A 14,796-nucleotide genomic window follows, 5' to 3' on the forward strand; every position below is an offset into this window, starting at 1 on the left:
GGGCCTAACCGATGCTCAGCGCGATGCCGTCAAGGATGTCATGCTCACTTGCCGTGGCCTCAGTGACCCTCCCGCCACTCAACTCCCCCACCCGTTCCAGGATGCGCCGCCACACCAGTCCCCCGGCACCGATGACGTCCACGCGTCCGGGGTGCATATACGGCAGCGCAGCCCGGCTGGCGCGGGTCATGCCCAGCAGCTCGCTGGCCGCGTCGCGGACTTCCCCGATGGGCAGAGCCGCGCCGTGGATTGCGGCCGGCGAGTATTCGGGCAGCCGGAGCGCATGCGCGGTGATGGTGGTGACGGACCCGGCAACACCGACGACGGCGGTTGCGAGCTCCAGCGGCACGTCACGGCCCGCCCGGGCAATGGCAGCGTCCACGTCGGCTTCCGCGGCGGCAATTTGGTCGGCGGTGGGCGGATCGCTGCGGAGGTGCCGCTCGGTCAGCCGCACGCAGCCGATGTCCACGGACTTGGCCGCGGTGACACCGGCAGCTGTACCCAGGACGAACTCGGTACTTCCCCCGCCGAGGTCAACCACAAGCACCTGCTGGCCATCAAGGACGGGCAGGACGCTGCTCGCCCCGGCAAAGGACAACGCCGCTTCCTCGTCCCCGGAGATAACCTCCGGTTCGACTCCCAGCAAGTCCCTGATGCCGTCCACGAAGACGTCCCGGTTGCGCGCATCGCGGCTTGCGGAAGTGGCCACAAAACGGGTCCGCTCCGCGCCGTGCTCGTTGATCAGCCGGGCGTAGTCAGCCGTTGCGGCAAAGGTACGTTCCAGCGCTTCCGGCGCGAGTTCGCCCGTCGCATCAACGCCCTCGCCCAGCCGGACCACGCGCATCTCCCGGACGACGTCGGTGAGGGCTGTGCTGCCGTTGCTGCGGTCGATGTCGGCAATCAGGAGCCGGATGGAGTTGGTGCCGCAATCGATGGCGGCCACGCGGGTCATTCCGCGGCCTCTGCTGTGGCGGCGGGCTTCCGCACAGGAGCAGGGCGGCCAACGATGCCGGGCAGGCCCTGGGGCCCGTGGCGGCTGAGGTCCCGGGAAGGCGCTTCTCCGGTGGTGTCCCAGGCGCCGTCGCAGTAGCACTTGTCCGCTGTCCACCATTCGCTGATCATCTCGAGCGCCCGGTCGCCCAGGGGGTTGATGCCGCTGCCAACCGCCAGGGAGTGGCCTGCCAGGACGTGCAGGCACTTGACGCGGGTGGGCATCCCGCCGGCAGAGACGCCGTCGATTTCGGGGACGGGGCCGATGCCGGAACGCTGCCCGATGGCCCGGCGCGCTGCCAGGTAGTCCTCATGGGCTGACCGATAGGCTGCGGCAAGCGCGGCGTCACCGGCGAGCTGTTCGTTCATGCTGTTCATGACGCCCGCAGCTTCAAGCCTGGAAACCGCGGACGTGATCACCGGGTGCGTCAGGTAGAAGGTGGTGGGGAACGGGGTGCCGTTGCTGAGCCGGGGGGCGGTGGCGGCCACCAAGGGGTTCCCGCAGACGCAGCGGGCCGGAATCTCCACGACGTCGCGGACGGGACGTCCCAGCTGCCTGCTCAGTACTTCAAGGTCGTGTGCTGTTGGTTGGCGGGATTCGTCCCGGGCGGCTGCCGTGTTGTGTTCCACTGTCGCGGGCCGTCCTTCCTGTGCGGTTCAGTCTGTGGCCGCGCGCCTGATGGACTCCCACAGGGAATCCACCCACGGCAGATCGGCGGGGTCTTGTGCTGCTGCGCCGGCGGGGCTACTGCTTTCTCCGGCCGGCTCATCGCTGCCAAAAACCCAGTAGCCGGTTTCGCCCGGCATAACCATGTTAATGCGGTCGCGGGCCTGCTGCTTGACGTAGTTGGGGTCCTGCCAGCGTGAAACCTGCTGGCGGAGGGCGTCGCCTTGGGCCTGGCGTGCGGTGATATCGGCGTTGAGTGCGTCGATTTCGGCCTTCTTGTCGAAGAAGATCTTCACGGTTGGCGCCAGCATGATGGTGATGGCGATCATCACTACGGCCAGTGCGAGCATGCGGCCGGAGAACGCCTTGGCGGGGACGGGGTGCTGGTCCTCTTCGGTGTTCCGGACATCCTTCCCGTCAACCGGGCTGCTGCCTTGGCGTCCGTGCGACGGCTTGGCTTTGCGGGCCTCCCCCGTCTTCCCCGCTCCGGCGTGGCCTGCGGTTCCACGCCCGTGGTTGTCCTTTGACGGTGCGGGGCCCGGCTTGTCGGCGCCCTTGGCCGGGCGGAAATCGGCCCGGATGACCTCGGCACCGCCGGATGGTCCGTCGTCGGCCGTTTCCTTGGCGGGACGGGCGGGGGCGGCCTTGGGGACTTTGGGGCGGCGGGTAGCCATCACACTCCTGAAACGCAGCCTGCCTGGGCCGCCACTATCTGTACTCGATAATCACTGCTGGAACAAATGCTGCTGGAAACAACAGCGGTGGCTATGGTCTTTCAACCATAGCCACCGCGGATGGGTTTAGGCGGCTACTAGCCCTTGAAACGCGGGAAGGCGCCGCGTCCGGCGTAGCGTGCGGCGTCGTCCAGTTCCTCTTCGATGCGGAGCAGCTGGTTGTACTTGGCAACGCGCTCGGAGCGGGCCGGGGCGCCGGTCTTGATCTGGCCGGCGTTGGTGGCCACCGCGATGTCGGCGATGGTGGTGTCCTCGGTTTCGCCGGAGCGGTGCGAGGTGATGGTGGTGTAGCCGGCGCGCTGGGCCAGGGTGACGGCGTCCAGGGTCTCGGTCAGCGAGCCAATCTGGTTGACCTTGACCAGCAGGGAGTTGGCAGTCCTGGTGTCGATGCCGCGCTGCAGGATTGAGGGGTTGGTGACGAACAGGTCGTCACCCACCAGCTGGACCTTGTCGCCGATGGTGTCGGTAAGGGTCTTCCAGCCTTCCCAGTCGTTCTCGTCCAGCGGGTCTTCGATGGAAACCAGCGGGTAGTCGTTGACCAGCTCGGCGTAGTAGGCGCTCATCTCGGTGGCCGACAGTGCCTTGCCTTCGAACTGGTAGGCGCCGTCCTTGAAGAACTCGGAGGAGGCAACGTCCAGGGCCAGCGCGATGTCCTTGCCCGGGGTGTAGCCGGCGTTCTTGATGGCTTCCTGGATCAGGTCCAGTGCGGCGCGGTTGGACGGCAGGTTGGGAGCGAATCCGCCTTCGTCGCCGAGGCCGGTGGACAGGCCCTTTTCCTTCAGGACGGACTTGAGGTTGTGGTAGACCTCGACACCCCAGCGCAGGCCCTCGGAGAAGGTCTCGGCGCCGATCGGGGCGATCATGAATTCCTGGATGTCGACGTCGGAGTCGGCGTGGGATCCACCGTTGAGGATGTTCATCAGCGGCACGGGCAGGACGTGCGCGTTGGGGCCGCCCAGGTACTTGTAGAGCGGGAGGTCAGCGGAGGCTGCGGCGGCGTTGGCAACGGCCAGGGAAACGCCCAGGATGGCGTTTGCGCCGAGCTTGCCCTTGTTGGGGGTGCCGTCCAGGTCCAGCATGGCCTGGTCGATGCTGCGCTGGTCGGTGGCGTCGAAGCCGGTCAGGGCGGGGGCGATCTGGTCGATCACGGCGTCGACGGCCTTCTGCACGCCCTTGCCGAGGTAGCGGCTCTTGTCGCCGTCGCGCAGTTCGACGGCCTCGTGCTCACCGGTGGAGGCGCCTGAGGGAACCGCCGCGCGCCCGATCTGGCCGTCCGACAGCAGGACTTCAACTTCTACGGTGGGGTTGCCGCGGGAATCGAGGATCTCGCGGGCGTGGATGGCATCGATAAGCGCCATGAATTTGCTCCTTATGGGCGATTAACGGGGGGAATCAGGCAGAAAACTCGACGTACTCGTCACGGACCAGCGTAGTCGAGAGTGCTCCGGGTTACTCAACCCGGCCAAGGCCTGGACGTCATGATGGTGCTTGGTCGTTTTGATGACCTTGGTCGCGTTGATAGCGGCCGACCGCGGCACGCAGGGCGCGCTCGGCGTCCATGCCGCCGTCCCGGGCAGAACGCACGACGGCGAGCAGCAGGTTTCCGAGCTCGTCCTCGTTTGCGGGGACGGGAACCCCCGCTGGGAGCCCAAGACCTGCACGGTCTGCCCGGTCCAACGACTTCTGTGCCTTTGCCAGCGCCGGGAGGGCCTCCGGGATTCCGTCAAAAGCGTGGCGCCGCTCCGGGCGTTCGGCCCGCTTGACCGCGTCCCACTTCTGCTCGATCTCCTCCAAGGTGGCGGGAAAGCTGTCCTGCAGGGAGCCGTCAGGCCTGAAGACGTGCGGGTTCCGGCGGACCATTTTGGCACCCAGGCCGCGCGCGACGTCGTCGAACGTGAACGAGCCGCGCTCCTCCGCCAGCCGGGCGTGCAGCACCACCTGGAGCAGGACGTCCCCGAGCTCCCCCTGGAGTTCGGCGTCGGGGTGGCCGTCCTCGATGGCTTCAGCCACCTCGTAGGCCTCCTCCAGCAGGTACTCCACCAGCGATGCGTGCGTAAGTGCGCCCATCCAGGGACAATGCTCGCGCAACTGGGCAATAACAGTGACGAGTCTTTCGCCGGGTGTCTGGTCAGCCAAGGTTGGCGTAGGCGTCGTTGATGTACTCCACCAGCGCTTCCTTTTCCTCCAGGGGCAGGAAGGACGCCTCGGCAGCGTTCAGGGTCAGCTCCAGCAGGTCGTCGAGGTCGTAGTCAAACGTTTCCACCAGCAGGTTGAACTCATCTGTCAGGGTGACGCCGCTCATCAGGCGGTTGTCCGTGTTGATGGTGACGTTGAAGCCCAGCTGGTAGAGCATGTCCAGCGGGTGGCTTTCGATGCCTTCGCCGAACTCGGCGGTTGCGCCGGTCTGGAGGTTGGAAGAAGGGCAGATTTCCAGGGCGATGCCGCGGTCGCGGACCCAGCTGGACAGGTCGCCGAGGGTGACCAGGCCCACGGTAGCCTCGTCGTCGTCGTCGAATTCCACCATGATGTCCTCGGCGATACGGACGCCGTGTCCCAGCCGCAAGGCCCGGCCGTCCACCAGTGCGGACTGGATGCTGTCCAGCCCGGCTGCCTCACCGGCGTGCACTGTGGCGGGAAAATTGTGCTGGGCAAGGTAGGTGAAGGCGTCCTTGAAGCGGCTGGGCAGGAAGCCGTCCTCTGCGCCGGCGATGTCGAAGCCCACAGCGCCCTTGTTGCGGTGGCGGACCGCCAGTTCGGCGATCTCCTGGCCGCGCTCGGCGTGGCGCATTGCGGTGATCAGCTGGCCCACCTGGATCTCACGCCCGGTCTCGGAGACAGCCTCGACGCCGGCCTCCAACCCTTCCTGCACGGCTTCTACGGCTTCATCGAGGGTGAGGCCGTTTTGGAGGTGCTGTTCGGGCGCCCACCGGACTTCGCCGTACACCACGCCGTCGTCGGCGAGGTCCTCGACGAATTCCTTGGCCACGCGGAACAGGCCGTCGTAGGTCTGCATGACGGCCACTGTGTGGTCGAACGTTTCCAGGTAACGGACCAGGGATCCGGAGTCTGCCGATTCGCGGAACCACTGTCCCAGGGCTACGGGGTCTGTCGACGGGAGCGTGTGGCCAGCGGCCTCGGCCAGTTCGATGATGGTGGCCGGACGGAGTCCTCCGTCCAGGTGGTCGTGAAGGGAAACCTTGGGCAGGCTCTTCAGGTCAAAATCGATGGCAGGGGCGGCGTCAACAATGGGCTCAGTCACGTTCCCACCTTAGGGTGGGGCGGAGTTCAAAGCCAGCCGTTACTTGGCTGCGGGACCGGCTTCTGCCGACGGCACCACGAACGCCTGGGTCCCGGGCCGGTGGGTCCCGGGCCGACCCTCGTGCCCGGAGCCGGCCGAGCCTTCGGTCCATCCGTCCATATCATCCGTATCAGTTGCGTCGTGCCTGCCCAGCCGTTTGTGCCACCAGCGGAGTGCGTGGTCGATGACGATGCCCAGGACAATCGCGAACACGACGGCGATGCCGGCGCTCAGCAGCGGGTTGTGGTGCAGCCACGGGAAGGAACTGGCCAACACGCCGATGCCAAGGGAGTAGCCCACCCAGGTCACGCAGGCGAAGGCATCGAAGACGAAGAACCTGCGGTGCGAGAAGCCGGTGCTTCCGGCCACGTAGTTGACGGCCACCCGTCCCCACGGGATGTACCGGGCGGTGAAGATCAGCACCGCGCCGCGTTTCTCCAGCTCATAGCGGGCCCAGGCGAAGACTTTTCGAACCTTGGGCCTTCGCATCCATCCCCACCGGTCCAGGCCGATCTTGCGGCCCAGCAGGTAGGCCATGTTGTCGCCGCAGATGGCGCCGACCAGGGCGGTGAGGCCGAGGATCCAGAGGTTGGGTTCGCCGCTGTGCCGGGAGAATGCTGCAAGCGCCACGATAAGGGTCTCGCTGGGGACCACCATGGCGAAGCCGTCCACGAAAAAAAACACCAGCAGCGCCGGGTAAATCCACCACTGGCCCGCTGCATGGAGCACGGCCCCATTAATAAACTCCACGCGGTGTTGCTCCTGTAAAAAATGGCACAGCCAAATGCGCCGCAGCCAAAGCGGAAATCGTCCCTAAGTGTCCCATGCGGGGGCCGCAGTCCGCTACGCCCCGATGCCCCGGACTTAACCCTTCAACGCGCTGGTCAGGCACCCGGTTCCCGGATCCGCTCCACAACGTTGGGTTTACCCCGGAATTTGTTGATCACCAGGTCCACCAGGATGCCCAGCGCCACGGCACAAACGATGGCAATCGCCGCGCCCAGGACGTGGTTGTCCTCGAACCACTGGCCAAAGAAAAGCCCGATCGCCACCGAGTAAGCCGCCCAAAGGCTGGCCGAAAGGACGGTCAGGCCCGCGAACCGCAGGTGCGGATAATGGGTGACCCCGGCCGTCAGGTTGACCGCCACCCGGCCAATTGGAACGAACCGGGCCACCAGGATCAGCGACGCCGGCCGCTTGCGCAGTTCCCGGCCGGCCCAACGGAACGCGGCCTGCATGCGCGGCCCGCGCATCCAGGCCCAGCGCCGGGTGCCGACGCGGCGGCCCAGCAGGTAGGCGATATTGTCCCCGGAGAAGGCACCGGCTGCGGCAATCAGCGCCAGGAGCAGCGGGTTGGGAACATCAGCGGTGGCGGCAACCGCTGCCAGGCCCACTACCACCGATTCGCTCGGGACCGGCGGGAAGAAGCCATCAATGACGCAGCAGGCCAGCACCAGGACCAGCACCCACGGCTGGCCGGCTGCGGCAAGGATGAAGTCATTGATGGCCTGCATTGGTCCCTATGCTATGCGGTCGATGATGAGCTGCTGGGCAGGCCGCGAACCTTCCGGAGCGATGACCACGGCGTGTTCGAGTGCTTCCCGGGCGCGGGCGAACCGCTCCGGAGTGTCGGTGAGCAATGTCATCAAAGGCTCCCCTGCACGGACGGTGGCGCCGGGCTTGGCATGCATGCGCACTCCCGCCCCCGCCTGGACTGCGTCCTCCTTGCGGGCCCGGCCTGCGCCCAGCCGCCATGCCGCCAAACCAACAGCGAGCGCGTCCAGTTCCACCACCACCCCATCGGCAGGGGCGTAAACGACGTCGGATTCCCTGGCCACCGGCAGGTCTGCCCTGGGGTCGCCGCCCTGGGCGGCGATCATCCTGTTCCAGACGTCCATGGCGCGGCCGTCCTTGAGCGCAGCGGCGGGGTCGGCGTCGTGCACCCCTGCGCAGGCGAGCATCTCTTGGGCGAGCCGGACGGTCAGCTCCACGACGTCGTCCGGGCCGCCGCCCGCCAGCACCTCCACCGATTCCGCGACCTCGATGGCATTGCCGGCCGTGAGGCCCAACGGGGTGTTCATGTTGGTCAGTAGCGCAACGGTGTTGACCCCCGCGTCCTTTCCGAGTGCCACCATGGTTTCGGCAAGTTCCCGGGCTTTGGCTTCGTCCTTCATAAAGGCGCCGCTGCCCACCTTGACGTCCAGGACCAACGAGCCGGTGCCTTCGGCGATCTTCTTGCTCATGATGGACGAAGCGATGAGCGGTATCGCTTCCACCGTTCCGGTGACGTCGCGCAGCGCATAGAGCTTCTTGTCCGCGGGAGCCAGGCCCGCACCGGCAGCACAGATCACCGCCCCCACGTCCTGGAGCTGGGCAAGGATCTCGTTGTTGGCCAGGTTGGCCCGCCATCCCGGGATCGATTCCAGCTTGTCCAGGGTGCCGCCGGTGTGTCCCAGCCCGCGGCCGGACAGTTGCGGGACGGCTACGCCGAACACCGCCACCAGCGGGGCCAGCGGCAGGGTGATCTTGTCCCCCACCCCGCCGGTGGAATGCTTGTCTGTGGTGTATTTCAGGCCGCCATCAGGACGCCGGAGGCTGGAAAAATCCATCCGCTCACCGGAAGCGATCATGGCAGCCGTCCAGCGGGCAATTTCGGCACGGTCCATGCCGTTGAGCAGGATGGCCATGTTCAGGGCTGCCATTTGCTCGTCCGCGATGGCCCCCCGCGTGTACGCATCGATGGTCCAGTCGATCTGTTCGGGACTTAGCGTCCCCTTGTCGCGCTTGGTGCGGATGATGTCAACGGCGTCGAACGCTTCGGCTTTGCTCTCGGTCATCGGGTCTCCTTCAGGTGTTCGGGACCGAAGGCGTCGGGCAGCACCTGGTCCATGGTCTTGATGCCTTGGGTGGTCCTAACCTGCATGTCCGGGGCCCGGAATTCGTACAGCAACTGCCGGCACCGGCCGCAGGGCATGAGGATGTTGCCCGCCCCGTCAACGCAGTAGAAGGCGCGCAACAGCCCGCCGCCGGTCATCTGCAGGTTCCCCACCAGGACGCATTCGGCGCAAAGGGTCAGCCCATAGCTGGCGTTCTCCACGTTGCAGCCGCTGACAATCCGGCCATCCCGGGTGAGGGCCGCTGCCCCCACCGGAAACTTTGAGTAGGGGGCGTAGGCGTTCTTCATGGCGGCGACGGCGGCGGCCTCCAGGGCTGCCCAGTCGACAGTTTGCGCTTGATCCACGGCACTCAGCCCTTGACGTAGGGGATGCCGTCGGCCGCCGGTGGCCTGGACCGTCCCACCAGGCCGGCTACAGCAATGACGGTCAGGGCGTAGGGCAGCATCGCCATGAACTGGCTGGGCACGGGCGAGCCGATGATGGTGATGGTGCTTTGCAGGTTATCGGCAAAACCGAACAGCAACGAGGCCAGGAAGGCACCGATCGGGTTCCAGCGCCCGAAGATCATGGCCGCAAGGGCGATGTAGCCGCGGCCGCCGGACATGTCCTTACTGAACGCGTCCACCGACACCAAGGTGAAGAATGAGCCGCCGATTCCGGCGATGGCGCCGCCCATGAGGACGTTGACGAAGCGGGTCCGGTTGACGTTGATGCCCACTGTGTCAGCCGCCTGGGGGTGTTCGCCGACAGCACGCACCCTCAGGCCCCACTTGGTGTGGAACAGCCCTACATAGATCACGATCACGGCCACGTACATGAGATAGCCGACCAGGGACTGGCGGAACAGGATGGGTCCGATGATCGGGATGTCGGCGAGGAACGGGATATCGATGGCCTGGAGCCGGCCGGGCTTGTTCAGCTGCTCCGGGTTCTCTGTGAGCAGGGTGGAGAACAGGAAGCTGGTGAGCCCGCTGATCAGCACGTTGAGCACGACTCCGACGATGATCTGGTTGACGAGGTATTTGATGCTCACCAGGGCCAGGACCAGGGATACGAGGGCCCCGGCAACAGCCGCGGAGATGAGCCCCACATAGACGTTGCCGCTCACAGTGGCCACGACGGCGGCGGAGAAGGCGCCGAGCAGGAGCTGGCCCTCGATGGCGATGTTGACGACGCCGGCCCGTTCGCACAGAACACCTGACAGCGAGCCGAACACCAAGGGCACGGCCAGTGTCACAGCCCCGGCCATGAGGCCACCGAGGGATATGGACGGCTCGGGATCCCGGCCGCCGGCCACGATCCAAATCATGAACCCGACCAGGAAGACCACCGCGAAGAGACCGCCCACCCATCCCGGTGTGCGCCTCCCCTGCAGGGTCAGAAAGCAGGAGTACCCGGCCGCCGCGAGCAGCACGATGGCCGCGATCCAGCCTAGTGCCATCGAAGGCACGGTGATCTTCTCCACACCGGCGACGCCCAAGGCGGCCAGGCCCAGAACGACGGCGGCGGCGATGGTGGCGGCAGGAATCCAACGGTCCACTGCCCGGCCCTTGCGCCGCTGGCTTATCCAGCGGTAGCCGAGGTAGGTTACGGCAGCCAGCGCCACGGCAAGGGTAACCCACGCCGCCGCGGAGGAGGCGTTCGGGTCGCGTGCCTCGGCGATCCGGAACCCGGCCGATTTTGTGTTGGCCAGGAACCCGAACAGGACAGTGCCGAGGACGGCCAGCAAACCGAGGCCTATACCGGTTTTCCAGCTCACCAATTCCGTTGCGTTTGCCGGCGTAACGGTACGTCCATCGCTGGAAGCGTGGCCGGTTCCTTTTCCTGTCCCCGGTTGCTTGCCAGCAGGAGATTGTGTCGTGGCGCTCATACTGCCGCTCCGCTCTTAACGCCGCCTGTACGCGGACCTGGGGTCCCACTTGTGGTGGTTTTCTTCTTACGGGGGTTGAGTCCGAATATCGCACGGACCAGCGGCGGTGCCGCGATGAACAGCACGATCAGGGACTGGATAACGAGCACGATGTCGATCGGCGTCTGCGTCTGGGCCTGCATGGCCACTCCGCCCGCTCGGAAGGCGCCGAACAGCAGGCCCGCGAAAAAGGTTCCCCACGGCGTCGAGCGCCCCAGCAGGGCGACCGTGATGGCATCAAAGCCGATGGTGGCGGCGACGCCGCCGGAAAGGTACTTTTCCGTGCCGGACACCTGGGCCACACCGGCCAGGCCTGCCAGCGCGCCGGCGATCGCCATCACCAGGATCGTGCTGCGGGCGACATTGATGCCGGCGGTACGGGCGGCGTTGGGGTTCGCGCCGACGGCGCGGAACTCGAAACCGATCGTGGAGCGGTTAAGCAGCCACCAGACGACGACGGTGGCCAGGATGGCGGCCAAGAAGCCGGCGTGGAGGCGGAACTGCGGTCCAAGCAATTCGGGGAACAGCGCGGTGGAGTCCAGGAACGGGGAGATCGGGTTGGTGGAACCTTTGCGCTGGAAGGCCGGAGTGGTGAGCAGGAACAGCAGGAGGAAGTTGGCGATGTAGTTGAGCATGATCGTCACAATCACCTCGTGTGCCCCGGTCCGTGCCTTCAGCAGGCCGACGACGCCGCCCCAGACCGCGCCGCCGACCAGGCCGGCCAGGATGACGACCAGCAGGTGCAGGCCAAGGGGAAGGTGCCAGGCAAAGCCGGCGTAGGCGCCGAAGAGCGCCCCGAAAATAATCTGCCCCTGCGCACCGATGTTGAACAGGCCGGCGCGGAACGCCAGGGCGACGCCGAGCCCGGCGCAAATCAGCGGGGTGGAGACCGTGAGAGTCTCGGTGATCGGGTACAGCTGTGCGCCCAGGTCGGTGCCGGCCCAGTTGAAGATGGACCCCTGCACCAGCGCGGTGTACGGACGGATGACTTCGGTCAGGAGGTCCCCGGGCTGCGCGAAGAAGTAGCCGGCAGCGGTAGCGACCTTGGGGTTGGTCACCGCCATCAGGATGCCGCCGAGCACGATGGCGAGCAGCACCGAGAGTACGGACACCATAACGTTGCCGGTGAAGATCTCGTGAAGCACGGACCCGCCGCCGTCCCGGTCCCGGCTGCGTCGTTGGGTCGCGGCCGGAACGGCGGACGGCGGCATCTGGCCACCGGCGGTGTCCAGAACGACGTCGGAGGCCACGGCCTCGGATGTGACGCCGCCGGGCACCTGCATTTCCGCCGGCTCTGCCGCGTCGTTGCTGCCCGGGGCCTGCGGCCCCGGGGTTGTCTTCTCAGACATGGGTTTCTCCTTCGTGGCCGGCAGTCTCCGCGACCGCCGCCGCCGTCGTGCCGCTGTCGGCGTGGGCGGACGCGCCGGCTTCAGCTTCGGCGGCCGGGACCCCGGCCATCATCAGGCCCAGCATGTCGCGGGACGTGGTGGCGGGTACGATCCCAACCAGCCGTCCACGGTAGAGAACCGCGATCCGGTCGGCCAGCTGCATCACTTCGTCCAGTTCAGTGGAGACGATCATGACAGGGGTTCCGTGGTCACGTTCGGCAATGACGCGTTTGTGGACGAACTCGATCGAGCCGACGTCGAGCCCGCGGGTGGGTTGTGAGGCGATGAACAGGCGCAGCGGACGCGAGAGCTCGCGGGCCAGGACCACCTTCTGCTGGTTGCCGCCGGAAAGGGTGCCCACAGCGGCCGACACCGATGGGGTGCGGACGTCGAATTCCTCGACCTTCCTGGCGGCGTTCTCTGCGATCACGCCGGACTTCATGCCGACGCCGCGCGCGAAGGGCGCCTTGTCGTAGAGGTCCAGGATCATGTTCTCCGAAATGGTGAACGTGCCCACGAGCCCGTCGAGGGTGCGGTCCTCGGGGACGAAGCCCACGCCGGCACCCAGGACGTGCTTGACGCTCTTGCCCAGCAACTCCTTGCCGTCGAGAGTGATGGATCCTGCCACGTGCGGCTGCACGCCCAGGATCGCCTCAGTCAGTTCCGTCTGGCCGTTGCCCTGCACGCCGGCGATGGCGAGGACTTCACCCTTGGCAATGTCGAACGACAGGTCATCGACGACGTGCTGGCCGTTGTGGTCCGTCACGGTCAGGTTCCGGACCTTGAAGGTCACCTCACCGGCCCTGGCCGGCGCTTTGTCCAGCGACAGGCTCACCGTGCGCCCCACCATGGCGGAGGCCAACTCGGTTGGAGAAGCCGTGGGGTCGGCCTGCCCGACGACCTTGCCGCGCCGGATGACCGTGATGGTGTCCGAAATGGCTTTGACTTCACGCAGTTTGTGGGAAATGAAGACGATCGACTTACCGTCCCGCTTCAACTGCCGGATGATTTCGAGGAGTTCATCCGTCTCCTGCGGCGTCAACACCGCGGTGGGTTCGTCCAGGATGAGCACCTCGGCATCACGAACGAGGGCCTTGATGATCTCGACGCGCTGTTGGACGCCGACGGGCAGGTCCTCCACCATGGCGTCGGGGTCGACGTCGAACCCGTACTGGTCCGAGATCCGGCGGATCTTCTCGCGCGTGGCGCCCAGGTTGAGCAGGCCGGCGGCCTTGGTGGTCTCGTTGCCCAGCGCGACGTTCTCGGCCACGGAGAAGACCGGGATAAGCATGAAGTGCTGGTGGACCATGCCAATGCCGGCAGCCATCGCCTCGCCGGGATCCTTGAAAACAACCGGCTTGCCATCGACCAGGATTTCACCTTCGGTCGGGTCGTACAGGCCGTAGAGTACGTTCATCAGGGTGGATTTCCCGGCACCGTTCTCTCCCAGGAGGCAGTGCACCTGCCCCGGTTCGACGACCAAATCGATGTGGTCATTGGCTACCAGGGACCCGAATCGCTTCGTGATCCCTTTCAGTTCGAGTTTCAAAACCCCAACCAATCTGTGTGTGTATGGATCTGCTTCGGCACCCTGTCGGCGGCAAGGCAGCGGGTAGTCCCAGCCTAGTGTTGCCGGTGGTTCCTGGGCAGGGCAGGCAGCCCGCAAAAAAGAGCGCGCTGCCCTTCGGCCGAGGTGACGGCGGAAGGGCAGCGCGGCCCCGCGGGTCAATGCCTACTTGGTCGGGCTGGACTTCGATTCGACCTTGACTGCGCCGGAGATGATGTCCTTCTTGAGCTGGTCCAGGTCGCTCTTCACGTCTGCCTGCACAGCGGAATCGAGATCATGGACCGGAGCCAGGGCCACGCCACCATTTGCGAGGGTTCCGATGTATGGTGTGGCGTCGAACTTGCCGTCCTTGTCGTCTTTGATGACCGTCTCCACCGCGGTGGACATGGTCTTCTGGACGGAGGAGAGGATTACGGACTTGTAATCCGGGGCAGTCAGGTAGCCATCCGAGTCGACCCAGATGAGCTTTGCGTCCTTGCCTTTGGACTTAGCGTCAAGAATCGCGCTGCCTGCGCCACTTCCAACGGGTCCGGCCACGGGCAGGACGACGTCGGCGCCCTGGTCAAGGAAACCCTGGGTCAGGACCTTGCCCTTGTCGACCTGCTTGAAGTCACCGACGAAGGTGCCGTCCTGCTTGTCCTTGTCCCAGCCGATGAGCTGGACGTTCTTGCCCTTCTTCTGGTTGTAGTACTTAACGCCGTCGGCAAAGCCGTCCATGAAGATGGTGACGGTGGGGATGTTGATGCCGCCGAAGGTGGCGACCTTGCCGGTCTTGGAGGTGCCGGCCGCCAGGTAGCCGGCCAGGAACGCGGCCTGGGCCGTGTCATAGACGATCGGCTTGACGTTCTTGGGGAATGTGGGGTCGTTGTAGTCGATGATTGCGAAGTGGCTGTTCGGGTTGGCCGTCGCGATGGACTTCGTGGCGTCGCCGAGCAGGAAGCCTACAGTGACCGTGAGCTTGCAGCCCTGCTGGACCATGGACCGGAGGTTCGGGTCATAGTCCGTGTCAGCCTTGGACTGGACGTGCTTCTCCTTGATACCGAGGTCTTTCACGGCGCTCTGCAGGCCCTCGTAGCCTGACTGGTTGAACGACTTGTCGTCGAATCCACCGGAGTCGGACACCATGCATGCAGTGTAATCCGATGTGGTGGCTGAACCTGAGGCGCCGGGCGAGGACGGGGCGGCCCCGCAGCCGGTGAGCAGCAGAGCGGACGCACCGAGGGTGGCCACACCGGCCATTGAACCGCGCTTGAAGCTGGCACGCAGTGATTTCTTCAATTTTCCTCCAGGGATGATGCGAGTGGCGCTACGGGCTGGAATTCAATGAGTGTCCGTTTCGGCGCTGA

Annotated in this window: 14 protein-coding genes; all 14 read right to left on the reverse strand. The window is 65.8% G+C overall.

Annotated elements, in window-relative coordinates:
* Positions 1 to 4: 4 nt before the first annotated feature.
* Positions 5 to 952, reverse strand: a complete 948-nt coding sequence (locus IEW19_RS01525) for a Ppx/GppA phosphatase family protein (protein WP_188569911.1) — start codon at positions 950 to 952, stop codon at positions 5 to 7.
* Positions 949 to 1,620, reverse strand: coding sequence for a DUF501 domain-containing protein (locus IEW19_RS01530; RefSeq protein ID WP_188569912.1), 672 nt, complete (start codon positions 1,618 to 1,620; stop codon positions 949 to 951). The genes IEW19_RS01525 and IEW19_RS01530 overlap by 4 nt, the downstream gene beginning before the upstream one ends.
* A 27-nt stretch (positions 1,621 to 1,647) precedes the next feature.
* Positions 1,648 to 2,331, reverse strand: a complete 684-nt coding sequence (locus IEW19_RS01535; RefSeq protein WP_188569913.1) for an FtsB family cell division protein — start codon at positions 2,329 to 2,331, stop codon at positions 1,648 to 1,650.
* Positions 2,332 to 2,468: 137 nt separating this feature from the next.
* Positions 2,469 to 3,749: a phosphopyruvate hydratase gene (gene eno / locus IEW19_RS01540; protein WP_188569914.1), complete on the reverse strand. Its 1,281-nt coding sequence runs from the start codon at positions 3,747 to 3,749 to the stop codon at positions 2,469 to 2,471.
* 118 nt (positions 3,750 to 3,867) lie between these two features.
* Complete coding sequence (locus tag IEW19_RS01545; protein WP_188569915.1) at positions 3,868 to 4,458, reverse strand: MazG nucleotide pyrophosphohydrolase domain-containing protein; 591 nt, start codon at positions 4,456 to 4,458, stop codon at positions 3,868 to 3,870.
* Between the two features lie 61 nt (positions 4,459 to 4,519).
* Positions 4,520 to 5,650: an adenosine deaminase gene (locus IEW19_RS01550; protein ID WP_188569916.1), complete on the reverse strand. Its 1,131-nt coding sequence runs from the start codon at positions 5,648 to 5,650 to the stop codon at positions 4,520 to 4,522.
* A 39-nt stretch (positions 5,651 to 5,689) separates the two neighbouring features.
* Positions 5,690 to 6,439 (reverse strand): DedA family protein, encoded by a 750-nt coding sequence (locus IEW19_RS01555; protein ID WP_188569917.1) that lies wholly within the window; start codon positions 6,437 to 6,439, stop codon positions 5,690 to 5,692.
* A gap of 134 nt (positions 6,440 to 6,573) precedes the next feature.
* On the reverse strand, positions 6,574 to 7,203 hold the full coding sequence (locus tag IEW19_RS01560) for a DedA family protein (protein ID WP_188569918.1): 630 nt from the start codon (positions 7,201 to 7,203) through the stop codon (positions 6,574 to 6,576).
* Between the two features lie 6 nt (positions 7,204 to 7,209).
* Positions 7,210 to 8,526 (reverse strand): thymidine phosphorylase, encoded by a 1,317-nt coding sequence (locus IEW19_RS01565; protein ID WP_188569919.1) that lies wholly within the window; start codon positions 8,524 to 8,526, stop codon positions 7,210 to 7,212.
* Positions 8,523 to 8,930: a cytidine deaminase gene (locus tag IEW19_RS01570; protein ID WP_188569920.1), complete on the reverse strand. Its 408-nt coding sequence runs from the start codon at positions 8,928 to 8,930 to the stop codon at positions 8,523 to 8,525. The genes IEW19_RS01565 and IEW19_RS01570 overlap by 4 nt, the downstream gene beginning before the upstream one ends.
* A 5-nt stretch (positions 8,931 to 8,935) precedes the next feature.
* Positions 8,936 to 10,456 carry an ABC transporter permease gene (locus IEW19_RS01575; protein WP_188569921.1) on the reverse strand — a complete coding sequence of 507 codons (1,521 nt, stop codon included), beginning with the start codon at positions 10,454 to 10,456 and terminating at the stop codon, positions 8,936 to 8,938.
* Positions 10,453 to 11,844: an ABC transporter permease gene (locus tag IEW19_RS01580; protein ID WP_188569922.1), complete on the reverse strand. Its 1,392-nt coding sequence runs from the start codon at positions 11,842 to 11,844 to the stop codon at positions 10,453 to 10,455. The genes IEW19_RS01575 and IEW19_RS01580 overlap by 4 nt, the downstream gene beginning before the upstream one ends.
* Positions 11,837 to 13,432, reverse strand: coding sequence for an ABC transporter ATP-binding protein (locus tag IEW19_RS01585; RefSeq protein WP_188569923.1), 1,596 nt, complete (start codon positions 13,430 to 13,432; stop codon positions 11,837 to 11,839). The genes IEW19_RS01580 and IEW19_RS01585 overlap by 8 nt, the downstream gene beginning before the upstream one ends.
* Before the next feature lie 183 nt (positions 13,433 to 13,615).
* Positions 13,616 to 14,728 carry a BMP family lipoprotein gene (locus tag IEW19_RS01590; RefSeq protein ID WP_229748247.1) on the reverse strand — a complete coding sequence of 371 codons (1,113 nt, stop codon included), beginning with the start codon at positions 14,726 to 14,728 and terminating at the stop codon, positions 13,616 to 13,618.
* Positions 14,729 to 14,796 lie beyond the last annotated feature (68 nt).

The organism is Arthrobacter liuii (assembly GCF_014639275.1).
In the GTDB taxonomy this organism is placed as follows: Bacteria; Actinomycetota; Actinomycetes; order Actinomycetales; family Micrococcaceae; genus Arthrobacter; species Arthrobacter liuii.

Bases quoted from the DNA above. Each gene is read 5' to 3' on its own strand.
- eno (WP_188569914.1), bottom strand. From the start codon at position 3,749: ATGGCGCTTATCGATGCCATCCACGCCCGCGAGATCCTCGATTCCCGC.
- IEW19_RS01535 (WP_188569913.1), bottom strand. From the start codon at position 2,331: ATGGCTACCCGCCGCCCCAAAGTCCCCAAGGCCGCCCCCGCCCGTCCC.
- IEW19_RS01565 (WP_188569919.1), bottom strand. From the start codon at position 8,526: ATGACCGAGAGCAAAGCCGAAGCGTTCGACGCCGTTGACATCATCCGC.
- IEW19_RS01575 (WP_188569921.1), bottom strand. From the start codon at position 10,456: ATGAGCGCCACGACACAATCTCCTGCTGGCAAGCAACCGGGGACAGGA.
- IEW19_RS01560 (WP_188569918.1), bottom strand. From the start codon at position 7,203: ATGCAGGCCATCAATGACTTCATCCTTGCCGCAGCCGGCCAGCCGTGG.
- IEW19_RS01580 (WP_188569922.1), bottom strand. From the start codon at position 11,844: ATGTCTGAGAAGACAACCCCGGGGCCGCAGGCCCCGGGCAGCAACGAC.
- IEW19_RS01545 (WP_188569915.1), bottom strand. From the start codon at position 4,458: ATGGGCGCACTTACGCACGCATCGCTGGTGGAGTACCTGCTGGAGGAG.
- IEW19_RS01525 (WP_188569911.1), bottom strand. From the start codon at position 952: ATGACCCGCGTGGCCGCCATCGATTGCGGCACCAACTCCATCCGGCTC.